Origin of the sequence: Lysinibacillus sphaericus, assembly GCF_000600105.1 — a bacterium.
Lineage (GTDB): Bacteria > Bacillota > Bacilli > Bacillales_A > Planococcaceae > Lysinibacillus > Lysinibacillus sphaericus.
Map to the genome: position 1 here is coordinate 4,040,073 of NZ_CP006837.1, position 25,918 is coordinate 4,065,990.

Annotated in this window: 23 protein-coding genes and 1 riboswitch; of the genes, 6 read left to right on the forward strand and 17 right to left on the reverse strand. The window is 35.5% G+C overall.

Going from position 1 to position 25,918, the window contains the following annotated elements; translation table 11 throughout:
- Positions 1 to 500: 500 nt before the first annotated feature.
- A complete protein-coding gene (locus T479_RS19665; RefSeq protein WP_025220629.1) occupies positions 501 to 1,055 on the forward strand; it encodes a hypothetical protein in 555 nt (184 codons plus the stop codon).
- A 56-nt stretch (positions 1,056 to 1,111) separates the two neighbouring features.
- Here the strand turns inward: T479_RS19665 and T479_RS19670 are convergent, their stop codons facing one another.
- The 7 genes from T479_RS19670 to T479_RS19700 all read right to left on the reverse strand — a co-directional run bounded on the left by T479_RS19670 (position 1,112) and on the right by T479_RS19700 (position 6,782).
- Positions 1,112 to 1,684, reverse strand: coding sequence for a DUF305 domain-containing protein (locus T479_RS19670; RefSeq protein ID WP_024364510.1), 573 nt, complete (start codon positions 1,682 to 1,684; stop codon positions 1,112 to 1,114).
- 93 nt (positions 1,685 to 1,777) lie between these two features.
- Positions 1,778 to 2,044, reverse strand: coding sequence for a cysteine-rich CWC family protein (locus T479_RS19675; protein ID WP_320407241.1), 267 nt, complete (start codon positions 2,042 to 2,044; stop codon positions 1,778 to 1,780).
- The gene (locus T479_RS19680; protein ID WP_025220630.1) at positions 2,041 to 2,244 is read right to left on the reverse strand and encodes a hypothetical protein; all 204 of its coding nucleotides are present in this window, start codon (positions 2,242 to 2,244) and stop codon (positions 2,041 to 2,043) included. The genes T479_RS19675 and T479_RS19680 overlap by 4 nt, the downstream gene beginning before the upstream one ends.
- Before the next feature lie 15 nt (positions 2,245 to 2,259).
- Positions 2,260 to 2,469, reverse strand: a complete 210-nt coding sequence (locus T479_RS19685; RefSeq protein WP_024364507.1) for a YczO family protein — start codon at positions 2,467 to 2,469, stop codon at positions 2,260 to 2,262.
- A 305-nt stretch (positions 2,470 to 2,774) separates the two neighbouring features.
- Positions 2,775 to 4,247, reverse strand: a complete 1,473-nt coding sequence (locus T479_RS19690; protein WP_025220631.1) for a helix-turn-helix domain-containing protein — start codon at positions 4,245 to 4,247, stop codon at positions 2,775 to 2,777.
- Positions 4,248 to 4,456: 209 nt separating this feature from the next.
- The gene (locus tag T479_RS23040) at positions 4,457 to 5,863 is read right to left on the reverse strand and encodes a hypothetical protein (RefSeq protein ID WP_025220632.1); all 1,407 of its coding nucleotides are present in this window, start codon (positions 5,861 to 5,863) and stop codon (positions 4,457 to 4,459) included.
- A 694-nt stretch (positions 5,864 to 6,557) separates the two neighbouring features.
- Complete coding sequence (locus T479_RS19700; RefSeq protein ID WP_025220633.1) at positions 6,558 to 6,782, reverse strand: hypothetical protein; 225 nt, start codon at positions 6,780 to 6,782, stop codon at positions 6,558 to 6,560.
- Between the two features lie 150 nt (positions 6,783 to 6,932).
- On the opposite strand from T479_RS19700, the gene T479_RS19705 reads away from it, so the two are divergent.
- On the forward strand, positions 6,933 to 8,621 hold the full coding sequence (locus T479_RS19705) for a ribonuclease J (protein ID WP_407080992.1): 1,689 nt from the start codon (positions 6,933 to 6,935) through the stop codon (positions 8,619 to 8,621).
- A gap of 82 nt (positions 8,622 to 8,703) precedes the next feature.
- On the opposite strand, the gene T479_RS19710 is transcribed toward T479_RS19705, so the two are convergent.
- On the reverse strand, positions 8,704 to 9,339 hold the full coding sequence (locus T479_RS19710) for a restriction endonuclease subunit S domain-containing protein (RefSeq protein ID WP_051147782.1): 636 nt from the start codon (positions 9,337 to 9,339) through the stop codon (positions 8,704 to 8,706).
- 212 nt (positions 9,340 to 9,551) lie between these two features.
- Between T479_RS19710 and T479_RS19715 the strand changes: the two genes are divergently transcribed.
- A complete protein-coding gene (locus T479_RS19715) occupies positions 9,552 to 9,941 on the forward strand; it encodes a type II toxin-antitoxin system RelB family anti-toxin (RefSeq protein WP_024364503.1) in 390 nt (129 codons plus the stop codon).
- 467 nt (positions 9,942 to 10,408) lie between these two features.
- Here the strand turns inward: T479_RS19715 and T479_RS19720 are convergent, their stop codons facing one another.
- Positions 10,409 to 11,293, reverse strand: a complete 885-nt coding sequence (locus T479_RS19720; RefSeq protein WP_024364502.1) for a radical SAM/SPASM domain-containing protein — start codon at positions 11,291 to 11,293, stop codon at positions 10,409 to 10,411.
- Positions 11,294 to 11,545: 252 nt separating this feature from the next.
- On the opposite strand from T479_RS19720, the gene T479_RS19725 reads away from it, so the two are divergent.
- Positions 11,546 to 11,992, forward strand: coding sequence for a hypothetical protein (locus T479_RS19725; protein WP_024364501.1), 447 nt, complete (start codon positions 11,546 to 11,548; stop codon positions 11,990 to 11,992).
- Between the two features lie 76 nt (positions 11,993 to 12,068).
- On the opposite strand, the gene T479_RS19730 is transcribed toward T479_RS19725, so the two are convergent.
- From T479_RS19730 to T479_RS19740, 3 genes are all read right to left on the reverse strand, one after another.
- A complete protein-coding gene (locus T479_RS19730; protein ID WP_024364500.1) occupies positions 12,069 to 13,469 on the reverse strand; it encodes a SpoVR family protein in 1,401 nt (466 codons plus the stop codon).
- Positions 13,470 to 13,516: 47 nt separating this feature from the next.
- The gene (gene yhbH / locus T479_RS19735; protein WP_025220635.1) at positions 13,517 to 14,686 is read right to left on the reverse strand and encodes a sporulation protein YhbH; all 1,170 of its coding nucleotides are present in this window, start codon (positions 14,684 to 14,686) and stop codon (positions 13,517 to 13,519) included.
- A 158-nt stretch (positions 14,687 to 14,844) separates the two neighbouring features.
- Entirely contained in the window at positions 14,845 to 16,740 is a 1,896-nt protein-coding gene (locus T479_RS19740) for an ATP-dependent protease PrkA (RefSeq protein ID WP_024364498.1), read from the reverse strand.
- A 206-nt stretch (positions 16,741 to 16,946) separates the two neighbouring features.
- On the opposite strand from T479_RS19740, the gene T479_RS19745 reads away from it, so the two are divergent.
- Together T479_RS19745 and T479_RS19750 are read left to right on the forward strand one after the other, a co-directional pair.
- Positions 16,947 to 17,942 carry a M23 family metallopeptidase gene (locus T479_RS19745; protein ID WP_025220636.1) on the forward strand — a complete coding sequence of 332 codons (996 nt, stop codon included), beginning with the start codon at positions 16,947 to 16,949 and terminating at the stop codon, positions 17,940 to 17,942.
- A 648-nt stretch (positions 17,943 to 18,590) separates the two neighbouring features.
- Positions 18,591 to 20,285 carry a methyl-accepting chemotaxis protein gene (locus T479_RS19750; RefSeq protein WP_025220637.1) on the forward strand — a complete coding sequence of 565 codons (1,695 nt, stop codon included), beginning with the start codon at positions 18,591 to 18,593 and terminating at the stop codon, positions 20,283 to 20,285.
- 71 nt (positions 20,286 to 20,356) lie between these two features.
- Here the strand turns inward: T479_RS19750 and T479_RS19755 are convergent, their stop codons facing one another.
- The 5 genes from T479_RS19755 to T479_RS19775 form a co-directional block, all read right to left on the reverse strand.
- Positions 20,357 to 21,049, reverse strand: coding sequence for a hypothetical protein (locus tag T479_RS19755; RefSeq protein ID WP_025220638.1), 693 nt, complete (start codon positions 21,047 to 21,049; stop codon positions 20,357 to 20,359).
- A gap of 173 nt (positions 21,050 to 21,222) precedes the next feature.
- Positions 21,223 to 22,716, reverse strand: a complete 1,494-nt coding sequence (locus tag T479_RS19760) for a sodium:solute symporter family protein (RefSeq protein ID WP_024364494.1) — start codon at positions 22,714 to 22,716, stop codon at positions 21,223 to 21,225.
- 24 nt (positions 22,717 to 22,740) lie between these two features.
- Entirely contained in the window at positions 22,741 to 23,493 is a 753-nt protein-coding gene (locus T479_RS19765; RefSeq protein WP_025220639.1) for an SDR family NAD(P)-dependent oxidoreductase, read from the reverse strand.
- Entirely contained in the window at positions 23,483 to 25,231 is a 1,749-nt protein-coding gene (locus tag T479_RS19770; RefSeq protein ID WP_024364492.1) for a methyl-accepting chemotaxis protein, read from the reverse strand. Before T479_RS19770 ends, T479_RS19765 begins: the two co-directional genes overlap by 11 nt.
- 107 nt (positions 25,232 to 25,338) lie before the next feature.
- Positions 25,339 to 25,424: riboswitch (cyclic di-GMP riboswitch) on the reverse strand.
- A gap of 225 nt (positions 25,425 to 25,649) precedes the next feature.
- Positions 25,650 to 25,844: a hypothetical protein gene (locus T479_RS19775; RefSeq protein WP_024364491.1), complete on the reverse strand. Its 195-nt coding sequence runs from the start codon at positions 25,842 to 25,844 to the stop codon at positions 25,650 to 25,652.
- Positions 25,845 to 25,918 lie beyond the last annotated feature (74 nt).

Genomic DNA, 25,918 nt, shown 5'->3' on the forward strand with positions numbered 1-25,918 from the left:
ATTTTTCGTTACTAATCTTGTCCATTCCCTCACAAGTAATAAAAGAAAATTACACTAACAAAATTCAGAAAATTTAGATTACACAAACTATTTTAACAAGCTGGTGACGTTGAAGCAATTTTCTACACATTCAAAATATGTAAGAGATGTCACAGAATATTCTTCGACGTATGATTTTTTCGTTTGTTTAGAACTAGATAGAAACAACAAGTGCTTTCATTGCTTTGCGAAAAACGTCTACTGAAATTAAATCAAAAAGGAATCTATTTGCCGCTTATTAGTAAATGTAATATATCAACAAATGTTAATTTCAAGATATTAACATTTATCAATATTGCAAATATTTTTTCTGTTTTATAGTAGGAAGTGAGCAGGATAACTTAACATCAAAAAAATTGGGAAATCGTCATGTAAAAACTTGATGTTATAACCTAGCTTAAGTTATTAGTAAAGTCATAGTTCATTCAAAAAATAAAACATACTTTTAGGAGGATTTTTTTATGTCAGTTGCAGTAAATAATTTTAGTAGTATTCTAAATCAAATGAGAGACAATTATAAAGGAGATACACTAAAAGATTTTTCTTTAGCAGAGTTTATTGGACTTCAATCTATTTCATTATCAGATGCATCTGCAGAAATAATCGAAGCAACAAAAAACCATGAGCAAAATTTGAATAATTTTCATCTACAACAAGAAGCAGATTTGTTAACAAATGTTCAATCATTAGAAAATGATAAAGATCAATCATCGTTTATGCGTAAAATGAATGAAAACCGAGCAAAAGCGAAAGAAAATGCAAATGCAATGATTGATAAATATTATGACAAAATAGAAGATATAGGAAATAAAAACCCTAATCAACAAACAGTAATTCTTTTAGTTGCACAAAAAGTTGGGGAATTTATGAATGAGATTATGAATAAAATTATGGAAGTTTTCACTAGTGTAATAGCAACTGTAACTAAAGCTATTAGTAAAGCTATTGATTATATCGCTTCTTCTTTCAAGTCGATTGCCAATACTGCGAAAAATTTCTTTTCTAGTTTATTTTAGAAATTTATAATATTTTAAAACGCTAAAATTAGCGGACAATTTTAGCGTTTTAATATTTAGCAATCTTGTAGCCCATCAAGTAATTTTTGCATTTCATCAATTTGACAACATAGTGTTTGAATCATGCATTGAAGTATTGGTATTAACTCTTGGCATATGCAGAATCTTAAAACATTTTGGGCGAGTCGTACACCTGCTTGATGGTGAACAATCATATCTTGTAGATAATTTACATTGATGCTATTAGAAGTTGGTGGTGAGCATAATGCTTGGAACATTGTTTCAGCAATATCTTTAAATGTACACATATATTCATATAATTCATATTCTGAATTTTGGACGATACAGCATCTGTTTTGTATTGCTTCTAAACTATCTACTATTTCAGTATGCGTTTTGATCACTTCTAATGCGAAATTTTGAACGGGGATATTCGTTGTATATTGCAAAACATTTTCGGACATTTTAATAGCGGCTACTTGATATGGAATAATTTGTTTGATGAAGTTTTCGGATATGCTACATGTTATCGTGACATACGTCATCCCTTGCATCATCTTGTTGATTATTCTTTTGTTTTCCTCTAAATATGCCTGTGTTACATTACTAAGTGGAATTGGTTTGGTCATTAGACACACTCCTTTCAGAGTAATGTATGCCAAATAGGTTGTTGTGTGATAGACATTTGTACCACCAAAATCGGTAATAATGCCAAGGATTATCTATATCTCTTTATATGTATGTAAACAATTTTGACAAATGCACTTTTTAGGTTCCTCAGAGATTGCCTTTATGATACCTTCTGGGAATTTTTCCGTCATACACCAGCATGTCTTTTGACCTTCTACTACTCCACAATGATTTTCTTTCCCACATATTGGGCAACGCTGTTCTTCATATTGCACTTCAACACACTCCTTTCCATTCCATTGTACTGTACAAGAAAAGGAGTGCGACATACATTCTGTTCGCACTCCCTTAATTATCATTGCTTGCGCATAGATTGATTTATTTCCGCCTTTACTTCTTCACTGTCTGTATCACTATATTTGGCGGTACCAAACCCACCGTTCTTTGCTAAAACCTCTTTTACTTCATTATAAGATAAACCCGCTTGTGCATTTTTACGTTTTACTTCACTAATATTTGTACCGGACACCGTAAGCTGTTCTTCATTTATATTATGCAAGTAAACCCACCCTTCCTATAATTCATCAGGCTGCATTTCAATCAGTTCGTCTCCCTCTCTCTTCACTCTTTTATTGAGTTCTTCAATTGGGATAATATCAACCGTTTGCATATCTTCATGCAAGTCAAAAATGCTAATTGTATCCGAATCAACCATATCTGGCTTGTCCTTACTTGATAAATTCATAAATATTCTCTTCTCATGTGGCACATTTTCTTTGTCCATGTTTTCTCACTCCTTTTCCATTAATGTGTGTAAACATGCAAATATTATGCGTTTTATATTGTGACTGTTTTATCTACACGATGATATTCGTAAATTTGGATGACCGGTGCATTGAGATGGTAAAGAAATGATTGAATATAAAACAAATTAATAGGGTAATTGACAACTTAGTAGTTATAAAAGAACAAGCAAGATTGTCGTATATATTTTGGAGTGATGGTTATTTTTCATGTGGAAGATGGTTAAGAGGAATCTAAAATAATTGCTAAATAGAGTTGCAAGCACAAAGTCATATTGCGATTATGCTAAAAAACGATTAGCTCAGTATATTTAGTCATTTTTTTATTTAAAAGTTCGTTAATTTTATAATCAAGTTTGCTCTTATCAGCGTTACTTAATATAGGGGAGATGGTTAAACTTTCAACACCTTCGAAAAGATTATTATTATTTTCCATATTTATTAACAAATCATATTCTTGATAAAATATATTCTTTTTGAAAGCGTATAGGTTTAATGCGTACGTTTGTATATTTGTTCCGTATTTAAATGTTAGATATTCTGAAATACTTTCTTGTTCAATTTCAGATTCAGTAATAATCGCTATTGATACAGATTGTATCTTTTTTATTCTAAGTTGACTTATTGAGAGCAAATAGTAAAGAGCAAATATATCAATTTCTTTAATTTCAGGAAGAAAATTATATTGCTTAAATAACTTTAATGCAGCTTCTTTTACAAGAGCATAAAAAGGATGATTTTTACAAATATTTATGTAACCGCTTAACCCATTTAATCTATTATTAGTTCCTAAGCGTAAATCAATATAGTAGAGTTCTGTATATCTACTTAACCCTTCAACGAGTCTTATGTCCGAAGAGAAATTAAAATAAAAATTTTCAGATATATTATCTAAAAAATCAAAAATCATACTATAACGTAAATTAGTATCTTTTAAAGAATATATTTCATCTATCGTTGCCTTTCTTTTGCGTATTAAATAATTATATAAATTCGTTGCATAATAAATAATCTCATATTGTTTAATGTTTTTGTTCATATAATTAGGAAAAAAAGATTGTAGCTTTTTCGTTATATTGATATAAAGAGAGTTTTCTTCAGTAGGGAAATTTTTATATTGTATATACTTTGAAAGTCGATTCCTAATATGCATAATCTCCATGGAAATTGACAATTTCCGTAGACCTTGTGGTGTCAAATTGAAATTATTCTCAACACAAATTTCATCAATTTTCTTCACAAAGAGTTCTTTGTCAAAAAATCTTATTTCTGATAAAGAACGAGATAAATAAAAGTCATAAAACTGTTGCATCAAATTTCTAATAGTTTTTTCATCACCTTGAATCGTTAGCACTGGAGTAGTTACTAATTGTAATTTATATTCTTGTAGCCACTCTTTTATAACTTTAAATTTACGGTATACTGTGGATTTGCTCATATTAAGAGTATTGATTATTTCATTTATAGAATATATATTTTTTTCAAAAAGCAATGTTATTATTTTCAAAAATATATTCTCTTTATATAGTATTTTCAGCATATCGTCTATAAGTGAAGGAGAAACTATATCTACATGGACTTCCCCAGATTTTATCAAAAAACTTGTGCTACTTAATGTCTCCATTAAAAATTGAAGTTCTTTTTCTATAGTCGCTCGTCCAACTTGTAAATGTTCTGCCAACTCATCAATCTTTGCTTCTCCGCTGTTAAAATGAAGATAAATCAGTATTTTTTCTGGGCGATCTAAAAACCTTTCCATAGTCTATCAGCTCCTTTTTATTTTATCAATATACTAAAATTTAAAATTAAAACACTCCGATACTAAAAGTTTCTTAAAAAATATAAAGACAAAGCCATTAGCGACTTTGCCTTTATATCGAGGGTATAGCTAGTAATTTATTACAATATTAAAGTAATTTTATTGTAATTTTCTAAAGATGAGTTTTTATTGCATGTATCGCCTAATTACTATTCCTCTTCTGATAATAAGAAGAGTTCCCACTCAATATCTAACACAATCTCTTCTACCTCTTTCTCTAGTAACTCAACTACTAGTTCTGGGTTCTCCTCTGCTAAAACTTCTAGGAACTCAGCAACTTCTGCAGCTTCTGCCTCTTCCTCTAGTAACTCAACTACTAGTTCTGGGTCCTCCTCTGCTAAAACTTCTAGGAACTCAGCAACTTCTGCAACTTCTGCCTCTTCCTCTAGTAACTCAACTACTAGTTCTGGGTCCTCCTCTGCTAAAACTTCTAGGAACTCAGCAACTTCTGCAGCTTCTGCCTCTTCCTCTAGTAACTCAACTACTAGTTCTGCTTCCTCCTCCGATAAATCTCCTAGTAACTCCTCTGCTAGTTCTAAGTCATCCTCTGTTACTTCTGGTGTTGTTGTTACTTCTGGTGTTGTTGTTACTTCTGGTGTTGTTGTTACTTCTGGTGTTGTCGTTACTTTTGGTGCTGTTGTTACTTCTGGTACTGTTGTTACTTCTGGTGTTGTTGTTACTTCTGGTGTTGTCGTTACTTTTGGTGCTGTTGTTACTTCTGGTACTGTTGTTACTTCTGGTGCTGTTGTTACTTCTGGTGTTGTTGTTACTTCTCGAGTTGTTGTTACTTCTGGTGCTGTTGTTACTTCTGGTGTTGTTGTTACTTCTGGTGTTGTCGTTACTTTTGGTGCTGTTGTTACTTGTGGTACTGTTGTTACTTGTGGTGCTGTTGTTACTTGTGGTGTTGTTGTTACTTCTCGTGCTATCGGTGTTGCTGGTTCATCTTTAATAAAAAAGACTTCTTCGTTTTCGCCAATATTACTTGCTTCCAGAGCTGCCAGCAGTTTAGTAATTTCAAATGTTTCTCCATATCTATTTACTACCCACTCGACAAATTTATTGTTCTTACTTAGAGCTTTCAGCTTCTCTTCAACATTGTTTTCTGAAAGAACCAAGAATGTAGCTAACAGATTAGTCTTCTCCGAATCTCCATAAATTTTTACCGTATGGTAATTCAACTCAATAGGCGTAACAGTACCCTCCTTAAGCACATCAAATTTCCCGACTGGTTGTAATTTTTTATGAGCATCTGCTCTTTGACGTTCGTCGTCTGGTAAATCTGTTAAATCATAGATAATATATGTCCCCGTTACTCCTACTGTCATCTCATCAGTCGCTAGTACTCTTGTATAAAATGCACCGCTTGGTTCATGAACTAAACGATAAGTTCTGTTCTTCCATTGATGATTAGTTACTTCTTCACCGTCTACCAACATTTTAATGTCAATGGCTTTAGGAGAGGCTTCAGTGGCAATTGGAGCTACTATTGCTGGTGTTACTACTACTGCTGCTGCTGCAAAAATTGCTGGTGTTTTATATCTTTTTTTTCTTTTCATCTCTACATGTATCCTTTCCTTATTTTCATTGTATTTCTGATAGAAAGAATAATAAATTTTTCAGGTCACGTAAGACCTTCTTTTTTTATTTTTATTTTTTTTTTGAGACAATTAAATAAAGTTAAACCGATTTTTTATATTAAATTTTACAAAAAAAGGTTTTATGTTAATTTACAATTACACTTTTTAAATACAATTACTTATAACGATTTTTTTTAAGATTAAAATCTATTGCTATAAAAATCATATTTTTAATTAGAATTTTTTTTTTTTGATAAAATGTGAAAACATATTTAAGATTTAACAAAGAATGTAGCCGCAAAAGTGGGTAAAAGCCGTGGATTGTGGGATGGAAAAATATTGATATTGTTATTCCCATTGAAGAAGTAGGATGGAGGATTTGGTCCAACATATACTCTATAGAAAACTGGACTTAAACTGTCCAGTTGCTATAGGTTAAATTGTAGGCTGCTACAAGTTATTCAAACATATAGGATAAACTCACATCACTTTGCTTTTTATACATTATAAAGGCTCAAGCGCTTCCCTCTTTCTATCATTCATCAGGCTGCATTTTACTCAGCTCATTTCCCTTTTCACCTTTTTCTTGAGCTCTTCACCGTTTGCATATCTTCATGCAAGTCAAAAATGCTGATTTTATCTGAATCAACCATATCTGTGTAAATTATGTGTTCTACATTGTGACTGTTTTATTTACACGATGATATTCGGAAATTTGAATGACCCGAACATCCCTTGTATGCAATTCATGATAAATCCCTCTGCTATCCGTAAAGGTAATATATTGATCGCGCTCACTTTCAACCAATTGTTGCGCTTTTTCCTGTGACTCTATATGGATAAATCGTCTTACATAATGTAGCTCATCAAAGAAATAGGTTATTTTAAATTCTTTCATATTAAACAACTCCTTCATTCATGCACTTATCATATCCAATCTCGAATGCGTCATCCTCTGTCTGTCAGCTTTTACTGACGAGTTTGAATACCTACAAAAGTATAAGATTGGAGACTTAAGCAATACTAAAAATTATCGTAATACGTTTATATGGAGGTAATCACATTGACTGTAACAAAAAATGCATTATCTATTTTTGCTCTTGGTGGCATCAACGAAATCGGTAAAAACATGTATGTTATACAATACGCTGACGATTTGTTAATTGTCGATTGCGGTGCGAAGTTTCCGGATGAAAGCCTACTTGGTATTGATCTAATCATTCCAGATATCACTTATTTACAGGAGCATAAAGAAAAAATAAAAGGATTGATTGTTACTCATGGACACGAAGATCATATAGGTGGCATTCCATACCTCTTAAAGAAAATAAATGTTCCTATTTATGGTACTCGCTTTACATTAGGCTTAATCGAACTAAAACTAAAAGAACATAAACTTTTAAGAGAGACGGAATTAATTGAGATTGGTTCTGATTCAGCTTTACATTTCGGTCAGATTGACGTTAGTTTTTTCAGAACAAATCATAGTATACCTGACTGTCTAGGAATCGTTTTTCAAACTCCCGAAGGAAATGTTGTACACACGGGTGATTTCAAGTTTGATTTAACACCGGTAAATAATCAATTTGCAGATATTCATAAGATGGCTGAGGTTGGTACACAAGGTGTATTAGTATTAATTTCTGAAAGTACCAATGCTGAACGACCGGGCTTAACACCATCAGAAAAACTGGTAGGTCATCATATTGAAGAAGCCTTTCTACATGCTGAACGCAAAGTTATTATTTCTACCTTTGCTTCCAATGTGAATCGTATTCAACAAATTGTAGATGCCACAATCGTAACGAATCGTAAACTAGCACTATTAGGTCGCAGCATGGTAAATGTTGTAGATGTCGCTTTAGAACGTGGATATTTAACAATCCCGGAAGATTTGTTAATAGATGCCCGTGAAGTAAAGTACCTCCCACCAGAAGACGTCGTTGTTTTATGTACAGGTAGTCAAGGGGAACCATTAGCAGCTCTTGCCCGTTTAGCTAGTGGCAACCATCGAGAAGTAAAGATTTTACCAGAGGATACTGTTATTTTAGCCGCCTCTCCCATACCAGGAAATGAAAAAGGTGTTTCTCGAATTGTCGATAATTTATTTCAGCTTGGGGCTAAGGTGATTTATGGTTCATCCAGTAACACTGGCATGCATGTTTCTGGACATGGTTATCAAGAAGATTTAAAACTAATGCTGACATTAATGAAACCGAAGTTTTTTATTCCGATTCATGGTGAATTTCGCATGTTACACCAACACCGTTTGCTAGCAGAATCTGTTGGTGTCAAAAGAGGGCATACCTTTATTATCAAAAATGGAGACGTTGTCGATATTGAAAATGCTAAAGCGAGGCAAACGCGAAAAATTCCATCTGGGGATACGTATGTAGATGGCATTGGTATTGGAGAAGTTGAAGGAATTGTATTACGTGACCGTAAACAACTATCAGAGGATGGGATGCTCGTTATCGTATTAACGCTTAGTAAAGCAGATGGGTCGATTATTTTAGAACCTGATACCATTTCACGGGGATTTGTTTATGCGAAAGAATCAGAGGATCTTCTCCTCAAAGTAAATGTCCTCGTAAAAGCAACCATTAGTGAATTACAAGAGGAAAGCAAGCAGCAACTGTTTGTTTTAAAACGAGAAATTAAAAAGGCTGTCGGCCAATATCTTTTTTCACAGACGAAACGTAAACCAATGATTTTGCCTATTATTATTGAAATTTAACTATTTAAAAGTCGGTGTAAGCTTCACTTCTTTTGTGATTACACCGACTTTGTATTTTATTTGCCAATCAGGATTTATTGTTTCACCGAAATAGCTCTCCAGTAAAAATTTTATGGAGTGTGAAATTATAATACATTTGAAGTTGGTCAAAGCCGTAATTTAACTGTCTAGTATGTTGTTCTGTTTGCTGCGCAATATTACGAATATGCAGTGGTAACTCCTCTACAGCAGTTAGTAAGGATTTTTTATTTTTCAATAGTTGTTGACTTGTTTTTAATAGTTTGACAATGTTCGTTTGCATGTCAAGTGAAGGTATATCTATTAGAATATGATGCAACTGTCTCCAGTCTGTATTTGGTTGATACCAACTAAAAAAATAGTATAAATAATCGCTTAAAATAATGGACTCATTTGGAATAATCGCGACAACGTCATGTGCTATATACGCAACACTTTCACATTGAAATATATGCTTGTTAGCACCATCTAGGCTATTTTTTTCAAATACAATTGTTTTTGCGGGAACCTTCGCCCATTTCCATTGATTTATCGCACTATCCAATTGAGAGAATCGACGAATATCTTCGCCAAGAGACAACCATTTTAAATTTTCTGCGGTAATAAGTGGTTGATCTACTTTTGAGAAATTTGGAATATGAGGTGTTGTTAAACTAGCAACAATAAGAGCTATTTCATCTAGTCTATAACGCTTCAACACGTTTAGATCCTCCATTCTTCACAATATGCCATCCTCACATAAATAATTGTTTACGCCTGATTTTAGTGAATCAAATGGTAGATATTTTCTCACTTAGCATTCATATAGTGATTATTGTACCATTTTAATGTAATATTATCTACATTGTATAACTTTAATGGTATATGCATTTTCATTGTTTTTCACTAGCTTTTTACATAGAGGTGAATGATATGTCAGACTTTTTAAAGCTAGTAGGTGAACAACTCCGTATCATTAGAGTTTCCAAAGGGCTTAGTCAAGAAGAAGTTGCAGAGAGAACGGGGAAGTTAGGTTTTAGTAAAGGTCGCATTTCAAATATTGAGCATGGGCAATCTAATATTACGTTAAGTACATTGGAAATGCTTATGAAGGCGTTAGATATTGCACCTGAAGAACTCTTTAATTTCCAACGATTATCGGGTGTTACTGATATTGAAGAGAAAAATCTTATGCTCGACATTCATCGCTCATTATTAAGAGAGCGCAATTTAGACGAAGTAAAATATGTAGTACGCATCACCAGAGATTTTCTAAATACCATCGATGCGCAAACAAAGAAAAACAGCTCTAATGTTGAATAACATTAGAGCTGTTTGACTGTGGATTTTTACAAATTGTGTGAGTGACTGGCACCCACATATGCTAGCAGATGCAAACTTTGCGATTGTAGTGAAGGGTTGCTCGACTCCTGCGGGATAAGCGTGAGACTTAAGACCCCGCACGTAGCGAAGCGGAGGAGGAGGCTTAAGCCACGCCCGCGGAAAGCGAGCAACCCGTAGCGGAAATCAATCAACACTTTAAATCTTGCAATGCAACCCGCGTTTAACGTAGACTCCTGCGGGAACGCACACAACGTAAGACGCTGGCATTCCACGCGTTAGCGAGGGTTGCGGCTTACGTCGTGCCCGCGGAAAGCGAAGTGGATTGGAGTGGAAGGCGCGACACTCCAGCATGAACAGCACGAGCAGCAAATATTAGCTGAAGCCGTGCCCGCGGAAAACTACCGTCAGTAGCGGACAGCAACGGTCACAGTACTCTAATCCCTCCCCTATTCTCCTTCCATCCCAAACTTCTGTCGATAGCCACATTTTCTACATAGCTCTTCGACCGCTTCTCGTCTTGAAAAGCCTTCTACTATATTATTGGCACGCTCACCTTCTACAATTTCACTAAAGGATTGCTCATGAACATTGCCTAAGTTAATAACACCTTCTCCATCAAGACAGCAAGGTACAACAGTGCCATCTACAAGAATAGCTGCTTGGCTGCGTAACGCATGGCAAAAGCCTTTTCCTTCATCCTCTGGAGCAAGTAGACTTGGCCATCTAAATTCATGGTCTTGATTTAAATAAATATTATTCGCAATTTTTACACCCTTACCAGGCTGTACTTTTTCTTCGATTCGAAAATCGAGATTATATTCATTTTCTATAATTTCAAGCGTCTCACGGTTTCTTCTTGCGGCCAAATCTGTAACATGATCTTGTTGTAAATTCCACAAACGATACGAAATAATCGTATTAAATTTGCTTGCTTCACGCACAAATTCTAAAATATCCCCTAAATATTTTTCGCGATTTTCAGAACCCTCATGCCCATCAAAGCTGTGTAATGAAAAATTGATTTGGCGTAATGCAGGCTTACCTAATAGCTTTTCGCGATTTTTTTTAATCAGCGTACCATTCGTTGTAATATTGACCTTAAAGCCCTTGTCATGAGCCGCATCCAAAAGCTGATGAATACGTGGATGTAAAAGTGGTTCACCCTTTACATGCAAGTAAATGTATTTCGTATGTGGGCGTATTTCATCCAATATTTTATTAAATTGTTCAACTTTAATAAGTCCCTTAGCACGCTCAGTTGGCGGGCAGAAACTACAAGCTAAATTACAAACACTTGTTATTTCTATATAAACCTTTTTAAATGTTTTCAACGTTTATTCACCGTTCCAGTTCCATAGATATTCATATAATCTTATTCATTTTAACAAATTTTCGTGATAGCGCGCAGAAATTCATGTTGGATACCCTAAATGTAATGTTTCTATCATGACTTTTTACTACTTTCACACATAGCAATAAATAATTTTCTTTATATTCTCTGTCAATATAAGGCTACACGTACAAGTAAACTTTTAATAATTTAATACTTTAATAATAATACTTAAAAGAAAGGAGTGGAAACTATGACAGGTTTTTATAATTCTCCAAAACATTCGAATCACTCGGAGGAACCTGAAAGAGAAAGTTCTAATAAACAAGCGAAAAATAACATCACAATAAATATTACATTTAATATTGGCAATACCGAAAACCACTTTGAACAAAGGGCTGAAGGTGGCGGTCAAATTAATAAAGATGTTGGAACAAATGCCAACCAAGGTGGGCAAAACGCGCTAAATCACAGTCAAACAAGAAATCTTAATTCTCAATTTGCGGATGGTAATGGCAGAAGTGGAATTGCTGGAGATGATAACGATGAGGCTGGTGGACAACAAGGTATCAAGGTACGGGATAGTTTAGTTATCGATAGTGATATCCATTCGCATGCTAGTCAGTCTCAAGATGTTGAAGAAGGACTACTAGATACAGTACCTGAAGAAGAACCATCTAACAGCGACCACAATGAATAAAAATTCAAATTCATTGCCTAAAAAAGTAAAACTTCTATCTGTAGGTTGTTTCATCCTACCTGATAGAAGCTTTGCTTTAAACAGAACGCTTATAATTTTTTGTACCATCGTACGAATAAAGCATGGGCTTTCCATCAACAAACGTCTCTAAATGCACAGGACGCCCCCACAATTGATAAATATACGGCAAGACATTTTCTAAATAATGTGGATCTAGTTCCATTCCTTCATAACCATGAACCAAATATAATTCACCATTTCGTAGGTAATCGCCATTTTTCACAACGATATATGGGAATCCTCCATTGACGCGCATCGATACAAGCTGGTCCCGCACCATTTCATGATCTTTATCTGTTATACGATATTCATTGCCCTTTTTTTGAAACAAATACAAATCCTCTTGCTTGGCTAAATCCTTTGTTAAATAGTTGCGAATAAAGGAAATATCCGATTCAATTTCTCGCACCTCAAACATCTTTTCACGCCCCGTGTTCGGTAGAACGCCTAATCTGCGCATCTCTTCACTTGGGTTATTATAGCGTTTTTCAATATCCTCAAATATTTTCAAACCTAAATAATAAGGATTAATCGATGTTTTTGATGGTTGCACAACACCTGCGTTTAATTTGGCATATTCAATTGTCTCCACTGTTGTTAAATTCAGTTCACGCATAATGCGTTGATGCCAATAAGAAGCCCATCCTTCATTCATTATTTTGGTTTCTAATTGCGGCCAAAAATATAGCATTTCCTCACGCATCATCGTTAAAATATCTCGCTGCCAGTCCTCAAGCTCCCGACTATGCTCCTCTATAAACAGTAATAAATCTTTTTCCGGTTTTAATGGAAACTGTTTAATTTTTCTACGTACAGGTCTCTGCTCTTTTTCTTTCGTATCTAAATTCCAAAGATCATCGTACGGTGATTTGGAAGTAATCACGTCTTCTTCATCTTGTTCCTCATCTTCGGATGACAGCTTTGGCCTTAATAAGGAAGGGTCGATATGTTCTTGAATGGCTAAAATTGCATCTAAAAACTGTTCCACCTCTTCTTTGCCATATTCTCTTTCATAACTGGCAATACGTTCTGCTGTCGCTGTCATACTCTCAACCATATCGCGTCTTGTATTTGAAAATCGCACATTATTTTTAAAGAAGTCACAGTGTGCTAATACATGCGCAATAATTAGCTTATTTTGTGTAAGTGAATTCGTATCAAGTAAAAATGCATAGCACGGATTGGAGTTAATAACGAGCTCATAAATTTGACTTAATCCCAAATCATATTGCAGCTTCATCTTATGAAATTGCTTTCCAAAGCTCCAGTGGGAAAAACGAGTAGGCATACCATATGCGCCAAATGTATAAATAATATCTGCAGGACATATTTCATAACGCATCGGGAAAAAATCTAAACCAAATCCTGTTGCAATCTCTGTTATTTCATCAATCGCACGGTGAAGCTCCTTCTCCATTTTTCAGCCTCCTCCTTTCGGAAATGAATGGCTTAACACCTTCCAATTTAATTTTCATTTTGCAATTCAGTTTTTTGGAAAAAGCTTTTTAAGGCATCGTAGACATCGCCCTTTTTCTTTAAAATATGATACCTAAATTTTGGATCATCAATTTTTTTATACGTATACATCAGCGTCGAGAAACGATTATGCTGATTTACTTCTCCATAGCCAAACATACTCGATACTTCCATCAATTCACTCACTAGTTTTAAACATTTCTCATTGTCCATCGAAATGTTCTCGCCATCCGAAAAATGAACTGGGTAAATATTGTAACGGCTTGGGTTATATTTATCGCGTATTAACTCTAACGCTTTTATATACGCAGATGAACAAATCGTTCCGCCACTTTCTCCCTTTGTGAAAAACTCTTCTTCTGTCACCACTTTTGCCTCTGTATGATGTGCAATAAATTCAATTTCCACTGTCTCATATTTCGAACGTAAAAATCTCGTCATCCAAAAGAAAAAGCTTCTTGCACAATATTTTTCAAAAGTGCCCATGGAACCACTTGTATCCATCATTGCAAGCACAACTGCCTTCGATTCAGGCCTCTCCACTTCATCCCATGTTTTAAAGCGTAAATCATCGTTATGAATGGGCGTAATTTGAGCATTCCCTTCCATGGCATTGCGTTTGATCGCATTTAAAATGGTACGCTTCTTATCAACATTGCCCATAAGCCCTTTTTTCCTTATATCATTGAATTCGATTTTTTCGGTTTTAATATCTGCTTTTTCTTTTTGCTGTAAATTAGGGAGTTCTAGCTCTTTAAACAACACATTTTGAACTTCTTCCATGCTGACTTCTGCTTCATAATAATCTTGACCAGGCTTGTCACCAGCTTCTTTTCCATTGCCATTGCCTTGATTGCTCTTGCTACCGTCGCGTGCGACAACATCCCCCACGCTACTATCACCTTGTCCTTGACCGACATGCTTTGAATTATCATAGTTATATCGAATTTTATATTCATCGAGGGAGCGTATAGGTATTTTGATAACCTCTCGGCCATTTGACATAACAATACTTTCCTCACTTACTAAATCGGGTAAATTGTTTTTTATCGCATCTTTAACTTTTTCCATATGACGTTGTTGGTCTTGGTGCCCTTTACGATGGAGGGACCAATTTTCCTGAGAGATGACAAATCGCTTATTTTCGTTTTCAGTCATTTTTATCCTCACCCATCTATCAAATTCGCTTTTTCTATCCTATGCTAGCAGTCAGCTTTCTTGAACTTTTTTAGAGAAATAAAAGGAGTGCCCTAAAAAATGGGACACTCCTATTCTGACGATTCATTACGCCCCTGCATCATTGTCACTGGCATTGGTTAACGGTTTAACAAACTACCTACATATTGTAATAATTCATTCGCCGATGTTGTGTTATAGCCATGCTCATCAACAAGCCTTGCTACAACTTCGTTGATTTTCTTCAGTTGTGACTCATCAGGCATTTTGGAAGACGTTGTAATTTTCACGATGTCTTTCAAATCAGCAAACAGTTTCTTTTGGATTGCTTCTCGTAATCTTTCATGAGAATTATAGTCAAAACGCTTGCCATTTCTTGCGTAAGCTGAAATGCGAATTAATATTTCCTCACGGAACGCTTTTTTCGCATTTTCAGAAATGCCAATTTGCTCTTCAATGGAACGCATTAGTTTTTCATCTGGATTCATTTCTTCGCCAGTTAAGCGATCAAATATTTTGTTTTTATTACAAAATGCCTCTACATTATCGAGGTAATTATTCATTAATGTTTTGGCAGATTCTTCGTACGAGTAGACAAATGCTTTTTGCACTTCATTTTTCGCAATTTCATCGTACTCTCTTCTTGCAACAGCAATATAGTTCATATATTTTTCTCGATCTTCTTGAGATATAGAAGCATGCTGATCAAGACCATCTTTCAGTGCTCGCAACACATCCAATGCATTAATAGATGGTATTTCTTTGCGAATGATTGCTGATGAAATACGGTTAATAATATACCGTGGATCAATGCCGTTCATGCCTTCGTTAGGAAACTCTTTTTTCAGTTCCTCTAAGTCAACGGAATTAAATCCCTCCACATTTTCTCCGTCGTACAAGCGCATTTTTTTAATAAGATCCACACCTTGTTTTTTCGGAACTTCTAGCCTTGTTAGGACCGAAAAGATTGCTGCGGCCTTCAATGCATGTGGTGCAATATGAACATGAGCCATATCACTTTCATTAATCATTTTTTCATAAATGTGTTCTTCCTCGCTCACTTTTAGGTTATATGGAATTGGCATAACAATAATACGGGAATGTAACGCTTCGTTCTTTTTGTTCGAAATAAAGGAACGATATTCCGTTTCATTTGTATGGGCAACAATTAATTCATCGGCACTTATTAAAGCGAATCTTCCTGCCTTAAAATTCCCTTCCTGCGTCAGTGACAACAGATTCCATAAAAACTTTTCGTCTAATTTCAACATTTCTTGGAATTCCATCATTCCTCGGTTCGCCTTATTTAACTCTCCATCAAAGCGATAAGCACGAGGGTCCGACTCTGAGCCAAATACGCCAATAGTCGAGAAATCAATACTCCCCGTTAAATCTGCAATATCTTGAGATTTTGGGTCAGAAGGTGTGAAGGTTCCTATGCCCACACGTTTGTCTTCAGAAAAAGTGATACGCTCAATAATGACATTTTCAATACGTCCTTCGTATTCTTTTTCAAGACGCATCGTATTTAAAGGCGATAAGCTGCCCTCAATTCGTATTCCATACTCTTCAAAAAAGTCATTACGTAAATGATGTGGAATTAAATGCAGAGGGTCCTCATGCATTGGACATCCCTTAATTGCATAAACTGCTCCCTCTTCCGTGCGCGAGAATTGTTCAAGTCCTCGCTTTAACAATGTTACGATCGTTGACTTTCCTCCACTTACAGGCCCCATCAATAATAAAATCCGTTTTCTAACATCTAATCTTCTTGCTGCCGGATGGAAATATTCCTCCACCAGTCTTTCAATTGCTGATTCAAGCCCAAAAATTTCTTTTCCGAAAAATTGATACATCTTTTGCCCATCGCGTTCCTCTACACCTGCGCTTTTAATCATATTGTAGACGCGAGAATGGGCTGTTTGAGCAACTTCAGGTCTTTCCTTTATGATGCGTAAATAATCTGCAAATGTACCTTCCCACTTCAGTCGATTTTCTTCTTCGCGATAGCTCTTCACTTTATCTAAAATGTTGATAGCCTTCCCTCCATTCTTTCAGGGCTTGATTTATAACATAGTATGAAGTTAGATACATTATGATACCCATTACTTTTTCATTGAATTAGTTTCTTCTTATTGTTCAAGTTTTTTTCTCGCTACATAAAAGGGATTTACTGCATTTAAAGTGGACTTATGAAATATAAAATTTCGGTTATTCTAATCTGTAGAAAGGAGGTCCAATTTTGAATCGTTATTTAATTTTCCTTCTGACATGTATGCTGCTGTGGAGTTATTTTCCCCCAACGGTTATACTGGCAAATGAAGGATCGAGTAATGAAGAAATTTTACAGCAACGTATGTCCTATTACGTACAATTTGATGAATTACTAATTCCATGGCACTTTTTAGCGGCTATCGATCAATATGAGCGCAATCTTCAATCCGTTCGTAAAGATATCCCGAAACGAGATGGCTTCATCGCCATTCAATTTTCTGATGAATATTGGTCAGGTGCATTAAATCCTGTCAAGGAAGATACGATACCTGAAACAATCAGTTATTTTGGTGGAATGGGACTGGATGGCAACGGTGATGGTATTGCAAGCCCTTCAGATGATGTAGATGTGATCTTCTCCATGGCCAGTTATATAAGTCAATTTGGTTCTACAGATGAAGACTTTAAACTTGCTTTATGGGAATACTATAGAAGTGAAGAAGCCGTTAATCAAATCGTCACGATTTCCACTTTGTATAAACATTTTAAAACGACTGAGCTGGATGCCCATACATTCCCGATTCCAACACGCTCCGATTACAGCTATAGAGGTACTTGGGGTGATAATAGAGGTTGGGGAGGCAGACGAATCCACGAGGGAACTGACATTTTTGCTGGCTACGGGACACCTGTACTGTCCACTTCCTATGGTGTAGTCGAAGTCAAAGGCTGGAATCAATTCGGAGGTTGGCGAATTGGCATTCGCGATAACCATAATTCTTATCACTATTATGCCCATCTCGGGAGCTATCATAAGGACATAAAGGTTGGAGATGTTGTAGAACCAGGGCAAGTACTCGGTTATGTTGGCAGCTCGGGTTATGGAAAAGAAGGCACATCTGGAAAATTCCCTCCACATCTTCATTACGGCATTTACAAATTTAATGGTCGAACAGAATGGGCATTTGATCCATATCCATCTTTATTGCAATGGGAACGTCAAGCAAAAAAAGATAAGCAGTAAAGAACTAGGCAACTGCTCCATTCACAGCGAAATCAGATGGATACCTCTAAAGACAAGGCAAGAGGCTGGGACAAAAGAGAAGAAGTGTTAGATTGACTGCCATCAATCTAACACTTTTTTGCTATGCCGTTGTTGTCCGCTACAGCGGTGCTTTCCGCTCAGCACAGTAAGCCGCAACCCTCGCTAACGCGCGGTCTGTTGCGTCTAACATTATGTGCTGTTCCCGCTGGAGTCACCGCCTTCGCTACCAACAACTAGTGAACACTTCTAATTTTTTAAATTGCAAAAGCAAGAATAGCTAAGTTAGCTAAGTTCTCCATATAGCCAAAATTTATGAACACCTTTCCTCTGTTCCTTAAATTTTTTTAGTTTTATCCCAGCCTCTTGCAGTTTTTTGATATCCTCTATAGAACTTGTGAAAAATTGTATAGTATTGTCAAATTTATTTTTTCTAAAAACACCATGACAATAGGTAATTAGATACACACCTTTAGCAAACAGACAAAAATATTTGAAAAATATGAATTAAATTATGCCAAAAAACCTTTTTTAGTATTTTCAACAAAAAAATTCTACTTTTCTTTTGAAATAGTAATAGAATAAATAGAGTAGGATAAGTTTTAAAGAAAAAGCTAAAGGATGGAAAAAATGAATCGTTTATTTCAATTTAAAACAATTAAAGCACGTTTATTAAGTACATTTATTATGTTATTAGTATTATTTGCTTGTTTTACTACGTATACTTATTTTTCTAATACAAACATGGAGAAACAGGCTAAAGTCCTCGTTGAAGAAGATTTAATTGTGTTAACTGCAAGTAAAAATCTAGCAATGTCTACGAGCGTCCGATTATCTGCCGCCTTAAGTTATGTTGTATCCGGTGATGAAAAATACATAGAGACGTTTAATGAATACCGTAAAATTGCTGAAGATAATAACCTTATCGTCGAAAAGTATGAAAATACGCCCGAACGGGAAAAACTCGTAGAAATGGCCCGTGAATGGAGCAACCGAGTAAATAGTGAAGTATTTGAAGTATATAAGCAAGGTGATAAACAATTAGCGTTAGAAAATTTAACAGCTATCAATCATCTTGTTACTGAAGTGCGTGCTGGCTATGAAGAAGTAGCTAATAAACGCGCTGAAGCCATTACAAAGGTCGGCAATGATGTCGTATCAACAAGTTCAAGCAATAAAACAATTGGGGTCATTGCAAGTATCATCTTATCAATTTTAGGAATTCTTATCGCTATTTTCACAGCAAGTAGAATCTCTAAGCCTATTTCTATAGTTTCCAATCATATGAGGGAATTAGCTGATGGGAATTTACGCAATGAAAAGTTCTCCGTTACCCGTCAAGATGAAATTGGTCACCTAATGCTTTGTGCCAATGACCTGAATGAAAAATTAAAAGATACGATTAGCTCTATTCATAATGTATCTGAAACGGTAGCTGCAAGCAGTGAGGAATTAGCGCAATCTTCTAATGAAGTTCAGACTGGTACGGAACAAATTTCCTATACCATGCAAGAGCTTGCGACTGGAACAGAAACACAAGCCTCTACAGCTAGCGATTTAGCTGAAACTATGACAACGTTCCAACGCCATATTTATGAAACAACGCAAGAAGGCATTGAGTTGAAAGAGCATTCGGGGCAAGTACATGATTTAACAAACACAGGGAAAACATTAATGGTTCAATCTACACAACAAATGGCAACTATTAATGACATTGTGTTAGATTCCGTAAAAAAGGTAGAAGGTTTAAACGAACAGTCTGCTGAAATTTCAAAATTGGTTTCTGTAATCGATGAAATTTCTAACCAAACGAATTTGCTTGCTTTAAATGCTGCCATCGAAGCGGCACGTGCAGGAGAACATGGCAAAGGCTTTGCAGTAGTTGCCGATGAAGTGCGTAAGCTGGCAGAACAAGTACAATTCTCTGTGACAGATATTTCAACAATCGTTCATCGCATTCAAAGCGAAACAGGCAATGTCACAAATTCCCTTCAATCTGGTTATGAAGAAGTAAAAAAAGGTACAGCACAATTAAATCAAACGAATCATACATTCGATCAAATTTCTCAAGCGATCGAGGATATGAATAACAATATTAATGTGATTTCAAATAACTTAACAAAAATTTCCCAACATTCCGAAGCGATTAATGGCTCGATTGATGAAATAGCTTCTATTTCACAAGAATCCGCTGCTGGTGTTGAGCAAACAACGGCCACTGTTGAAGAAACGGCTGCAACAATGGATGAAATTTCAAAGAGTGCCAATCAATTAGCTGAAATGGCTGAAGAGCTAAACACACAACTACAAAAATTCACACTTTAATACAAGGAAAAAGCTATCCGAATGTCTTCGTGATAGCTTTTTTATTAGGCTAGATGACATCTAGTATAGGATTATTGCCAATGTCGGATAGGTACTCGCTCTAATTCATAGTGCTTGATAATAATACTGACCTTTTGATACCATTGTTCACACAACGCCATTGCTTCGATATACGTATCATCTTCTATTGAAATGCCATCCTCTTGTTCTAAAAAGATATACTCTATAATTGGATCGCTTAGATTGTCTACCACCATTTTTAAAGCTAATTGGGACACTTCCTGTTCCTCACATGCTTCTTCCTCAATCTCCGCTTCTTCTACTAAAACATGGTGGTCCCCCGCTAGTAAAGAGTCACTAAACAAACCATTACTAGTTCTTGCCACAATATGACCGTCCTCTACAATCGCTACCTCATAAATTTCATTAAAACGGACTTCTTTCTTTACTACTTCTGCTTCCCAATCTTCTTTAACTGCCAGTATAAGTGTTTTGGATTGCTTATTCAGTAATAATGCATGTAAAGCATCACTTGCAATGATGCCATGGGTATGAGGGATATTCTTTAACTCTTCTTCACTTGCACTTTTACGCTCCGCCATTATTCTAAAAGTATGATATTTCCATTTAATAAAACGTATTACGCCAATGATGACTAAGGTTATGCCAATTAAAAAGTACAATTTTTTTATGAATTCAGCATCCATTGCCATTGCTAAAAACAAATATATCATACCTAACAATACTAGAAAGATTGTTTTCATTATTATCCCACTTTCAACAAAATAATAGATAGGGAAAATACATCTCTATAGTAGAAATCTTATTCAGCTATCTCTCTTTTCATGCTTCATTTTTGGATAATAAAAAACACGAAACACTGGTATCCTCAAGTGTTTCGTGTTGTTGAACAAGTCTTTTTAAGCTAACACACAGCTTATTGTTGTTTCACTAGCTCGTCCTTACTGCCTACATTATCTAATGTTTTATCTTTTTCAATTTTATGCATATCTAGCACATGTTGTGAAGGTGGCACAAGCAAACTGACAATCACTATCGTTATACCTGAAATGACTACTCCAGAGAAAACAGGTGCCTGCCATAATTCGTTTATTAAACCTATAAAGCCTTCAGACTGTATGGATAAACTAGGTACAAAAGTTAGTGTTGTGATTATATAATAGATCAGCCCGACCGATATACTTGCCCAGACAGCTGGCGTACTGACCCGCTTCCAAAATGGACCTAAGACAATTGGCCAAAAAATCGTCACGAATATTACGTCCCAAGCTAAGTAAGCTAAATCAATTACTTTTTGAAAGCTAACAGCCAAGATTAAGCCTAATACTGCACTGCTTAAAATCACAAGTCTTGAAAATCTCAATAAATTTTTAGGATTAGGATTACGATTAATAAAGTCTAAATAAATATTCTTTGTGATAATACCAGAAGTTGCAACATAACATGCGGCAACAGTCGACATTCCCATCGCCGCCATTGCTGTTAAAAAGATTGCAGCTAAAAGAGGAGGAAAGTATCCTTGTGCAAAGGCTAGCATTAACGTTTCTGGATTTGTGCTATTAGGATAAATTGTTTTAAAGGCTTCACCTAACATGCCAGGAATCCAACTAATCGCTATAATAACGATACCAGCTATAATCATACTGCGTTGTGCTACTTTTGGACTTTTCGCGGCGGCTACCCTTTGACCTAAGTCAACAGCAGGGATATCACCAAGCGCTAATACAAGATATAACGTCCAAAATTCAGCTCCTGCCTTATTAAACAATTCACTTATATTCCACCACTCCGGATTAAACGTCACATCAGGATAATAAATAAACACAAAAATGGTAATACCTAAAATACCAGCTACTGCTAGCGCACCTTGTACGATTTCTGTGTAGGCTACAGCCCATAAACCGCCAATTACAGAATACAGTGCTGTTAACGATACAAATAATAATGCTGCTGGAACAAAATCTATTTGTAGCAATTGCTGGATAATATACGTTCCACCAACCGTTAAAGCTGCTGCATTAAAGATTCCAAAGGCGATAGCCATTACAATCCCTGTGTAAGCTCCTAACTTTTTACTACCATATCTTAAGCCATAGTAGTCTGCTAATGTCCATCCTTTTAATCTTCTAAGCGGTTTGGTCCATATAAGCGCACCAAGAATCATACAGGTCCCTAAACCACCCATCGTCGCTGATCCCTCAAAGCCGCCACTCGTATAACCAGAACCGACAGCTGCAAAAAAGAACGGAGCGGCTAATAAAGCCGCAATTAAACTTCCCGTCACAACTGAGAGAGGCATGCTCCATCCGGCTACGATTAAATCTTCTGCCGTATTAACGCGTTTATACCCCTTATAACCAATATAATAAATAAAAATTAAGTACACGCTAAAGATTAAAATATTCAACATTTTTATTGCTCCTTAGTTCTTACATTATCCGTTCATCACTACTCCACCATTAGGCGTTAAAATCTGACCTGTATAGAAATCAGCGTTGTCAGAGGCTAAAAAAAGTACACTTTTTGCGATTTCCTCAGGTTGTGCCAAGCGTTTTAATGGATACTTTGCAGATTCCTCTTCAATATAGTTCTCTCCAAATTCTTGTAGGATATCTGTGAGTGTCCCACTAGGAGCTACAGCGTTTACTAAGATGTTGGGCGCTAATTCTCTTGCCAAAGCTTTCGTAAATGCATTAATGCCGCCTTTTGCAGCTGAGTAATGCGTAAACTCTTCACAACCTAGACTACCAATATCTGAAGAAATATTAATAATCTTGCCTTTGTTTCGTTCCTTCATTCGTTTCGCTGCTTCTCGGCAATTATAAAAACATCCATAAAGATGTACTTTAATCATTCTGTCCCATTGTTCGTCTGTTAAATCTAGCACGCTAGAAGCTTGTGCAAATCCTGCATTATTTACAAGAATATCAATCTGTCCTAGATGACTATCCATGTATCGGAACATGTCCTGTACTTGATGAGAGTCTGATACATCAGCACGGTATTTATAAGCTCGTACACCTAGCTTTTCAGCCTGTGCTCGCACTTCTTCTGCTTCATGATCGTCACCAATAAAGTTAATCAATACATTGGCACCTTGTTTTGCGAATGCAAGTGCAATTGCTTTTCCGATGCCCTTACTAGAACCAGTAATCAGAACATTTTTTTGTGCTAAATTATTTTCCATTTTCATCATTCTCCAATTTGAATTTTGCTACAAGCGCTTGTAATTCTTGTGCTGTTATTCCTAAAGAAGAAGAAGCCTCTTTCACTTCTTGCATCGTCGTTAATTGTTCCTGTGTCGCTTTTGACACATTAGATGAAAACTCTGATGAAAGCTCCGCTGATTGTTTAATGTTATTGACAGACGCTGCAACTTCCTCTGACGAAGCAGAAATTTGCTGAGAGGCTGCTGAAATTTCACGAATTTGACTAGCGACTTCTTCCGATGATGTAAGAATTTCTTTAAAGATTTCCCCTACTTCATCTGTATATTCCATACCTGCTTTTACATCTGCTTTTCCTTTTTCCATCACGACAATGGAAGCATTTGAATCGGATTGAATCGTACTAATTAGATTGTATATTTCTGTTGCTGATTGCGAGGATTGCTCTGCCAACCTTCTCACTTCATCTGCTACCACTGCAAAACCTTTACCATGTTCTCCTGCTCTTGCTGCTTCAATAGCTGCATTTAAAGCAAGTAAGTTAGTTTGATCCGCAATTGCTGTAATAAGACTCACAATATCGCTAATTTTATTCGTATTAACATGTAAGCCATTAATGGTTTTGCCAATTTGTTCTACTGAACCATTAATTAGCTCCATTTGGGATATAACTTGTTGCACGACTTTATCTCCACGTTCAGAAGCAAGAGATGCTGCTATAGATGATTCGGCAGCAGTATTTGCTGAGTCAGCTATTTGTTGAATACCTGTTGCTGTTTCTTCCATAGCTGCAGCAGTTTCTTCTGTCATCACCATAGATGCTTCCGCATTCTCATTTATACGTTTCATATCCTTTGCAATATCGGTAGAACTGTTAAACGACTCTCCTGCATTGACAGTTAACTGACTTGCAGCAGAAGAAACATGATTAGATGTATTTCTAATATTTAAAATAATATGTTGCAAATTGGTAACCATCGTTTGAATAGATTGCGATAAGTTCCCTATTTCATCTTTTGTAATTTCTAATTCAACTTGTTGCAATTCACCATTTGCCACTTGATTTGCAACATCGACTACTTTCTTAAGAGGTTTTAATAGTCGATCGATAATTATGTAAAGTAAAATTAGTAAAATAATCAAACCAACAACTGCAATTGCAATTTGTTTTGTCATACTTGTTTTAATGATTGTATTTATGTAATCTGCGGAATAATCAATACCTAATAAGGCGATCATTTTGCCATTATCATCTTTAATAGGGGTAAATACTGTTCTCCAAGCACCAAATTGATCTTCGAATACGTTCGTCACTTCAGACTGATTACTGTCAATTGCACGCTTAGCTGTTGCTACATGTTCATCTGCTAAATCTTCGAAAATCTCACCAGCTTCATAAACCTCATTCAAGTTGGATGTATACCCTATCGGATTAACACCTTTATCTTTCATATCCCAAATATAACTCCAGCTCATTATCCCCTGTTCTTCCTGAATCATATCTAGCTGTTTTTGGAGATTTTTAAAATCGGGATTACTTTCCCCTTTTTCATTTAATAAATGTTTTATCTGATCACTATCGAGATTCATAGCTGTCAATATACCAACACTTTTTAACTCTTGTTCCAAATCTACATTCATTCTTTTGTTAAGCTCACTAATACTTTGCGTTGTGACGATAGAAATCAACATTAAAACAATAATTGAAACTGTAAGTAATAATTTGTTTTTCAATGAAACATTTTTTAAAAATTGCATAGATAATTCCTCCTCTTTATATTTTATAGGTCAAAAAAAAATAACCTATTTCAAAAGAAATAGGTTATTAAAGATAAAAAAATAATAAATCCCAATAACTACTAATCTTTTGCAACCCAGCCATCATAGCGTTATCTGCCTTAGACCTGTAGCTTTGCGTCTCTACCTTTCAGTAGATTTGCCCTTATTTCTCCTCAAATTAACATAATAGTAAAAAATAATCAATACAGCTTCCAAAATTACTATTTAGTCCATGCTCTTATTTTACTACTTATGTACAAACAATGAAATAATTACTATGTAAAAATATTCTTCTTTATTGTAAAAAGTCCTGACAAAAAATAAGCAGCGACAACGTAAACATACGTTATTGCTGCTTAAATTTCTGATAAACACTTACCCCTAAATGTTTATTCAATTATGCAAGTTGTGTTACGAGTAAGACAGCTGGAATAAAGGATAATGCAAAAACGCACATATACCATACAGAAGTACGGCGTAATGAAAAACGAACTTTTTTACGTTCTGCATAAAAAATGTCTAACATAACAGCAACTATTAATGGAATACTAATGCAAGAAATAGCAATTAAAATAAAATCAAAAAATATCATAAAAAGCACCCCTCTATTCATGAACATTTCTTTTCCCTTTGTGACAACTTTGTGTCAATTTCATTGTACACAAT

What these genes read in the sequence shown, in the direction of transcription:
- T479_RS19665 (WP_025220629.1), top strand. Translation starts at nt 501, where the DNA reads ATGTCAGTTGCAGTAAATAATTTTAGTAGTATTCTAAATCAAATGAGA.
- T479_RS19670 (WP_024364510.1), bottom strand. Translation starts at nt 1,684, where the DNA reads ATGACCAAACCAATTCCACTTAGTAATGTAACACAGGCATATTTAGAG.
- T479_RS19675 (WP_320407241.1), bottom strand. Translation starts at nt 2,044, where the DNA reads ATGATAATTAAGGGAGTGCGAACAGAATGTATGTCGCACTCCTTTTCT.
- T479_RS19685 (WP_024364507.1), bottom strand. Translation starts at nt 2,469, where the DNA reads ATGGACAAAGAAAATGTGCCACATGAGAAGAGAATATTTATGAATTTA.
- T479_RS19690 (WP_025220631.1), bottom strand. Translation starts at nt 4,247, where the DNA reads ATGGAAAGGTTTTTAGATCGCCCAGAAAAAATACTGATTTATCTTCAT.
- T479_RS23040 (WP_025220632.1), bottom strand. Translation starts at nt 5,863, where the DNA reads ATGAAAAGAAAAAAAAGATATAAAACACCAGCAATTTTTGCAGCAGCA.
- T479_RS19700 (WP_025220633.1), bottom strand. Translation starts at nt 6,782, where the DNA reads ATGAAAGAATTTAAAATAACCTATTTCTTTGATGAGCTACATTATGTA.
- T479_RS19705 (WP_407080992.1), top strand. Translation starts at nt 6,933, where the DNA reads ATGGAGGTAATCACATTGACTGTAACAAAAAATGCATTATCTATTTTT.
- T479_RS19715 (WP_024364503.1), top strand. Translation starts at nt 9,552, where the DNA reads ATGTCAGACTTTTTAAAGCTAGTAGGTGAACAACTCCGTATCATTAGA.
- T479_RS19725 (WP_024364501.1), top strand. Translation starts at nt 11,546, where the DNA reads ATGACAGGTTTTTATAATTCTCCAAAACATTCGAATCACTCGGAGGAA.
- T479_RS19730 (WP_024364500.1), bottom strand. Translation starts at nt 13,469, where the DNA reads ATGGAGAAGGAGCTTCACCGTGCGATTGATGAAATAACAGAGATTGCA.
- yhbH (WP_025220635.1), bottom strand. Translation starts at nt 14,686, where the DNA reads ATGACTGAAAACGAAAATAAGCGATTTGTCATCTCTCAGGAAAATTGG.
- T479_RS19750 (WP_025220637.1), top strand. Translation starts at nt 18,591, where the DNA reads ATGAATCGTTTATTTCAATTTAAAACAATTAAAGCACGTTTATTAAGT.
- T479_RS19755 (WP_025220638.1), bottom strand. Translation starts at nt 21,049, where the DNA reads ATGAAAACAATCTTTCTAGTATTGTTAGGTATGATATATTTGTTTTTA.
- T479_RS19760 (WP_024364494.1), bottom strand. Translation starts at nt 22,716, where the DNA reads ATGTTGAATATTTTAATCTTTAGCGTGTACTTAATTTTTATTTATTAT.
- T479_RS19765 (WP_025220639.1), bottom strand. Translation starts at nt 23,493, where the DNA reads ATGGAAAATAATTTAGCACAAAAAAATGTTCTGATTACTGGTTCTAGT.
- T479_RS19770 (WP_024364492.1), bottom strand. Translation starts at nt 25,231, where the DNA reads ATGCAATTTTTAAAAAATGTTTCATTGAAAAACAAATTATTACTTACA.
- T479_RS19775 (WP_024364491.1), bottom strand. Translation starts at nt 25,844, where the DNA reads ATGATATTTTTTGATTTTATTTTAATTGCTATTTCTTGCATTAGTATT.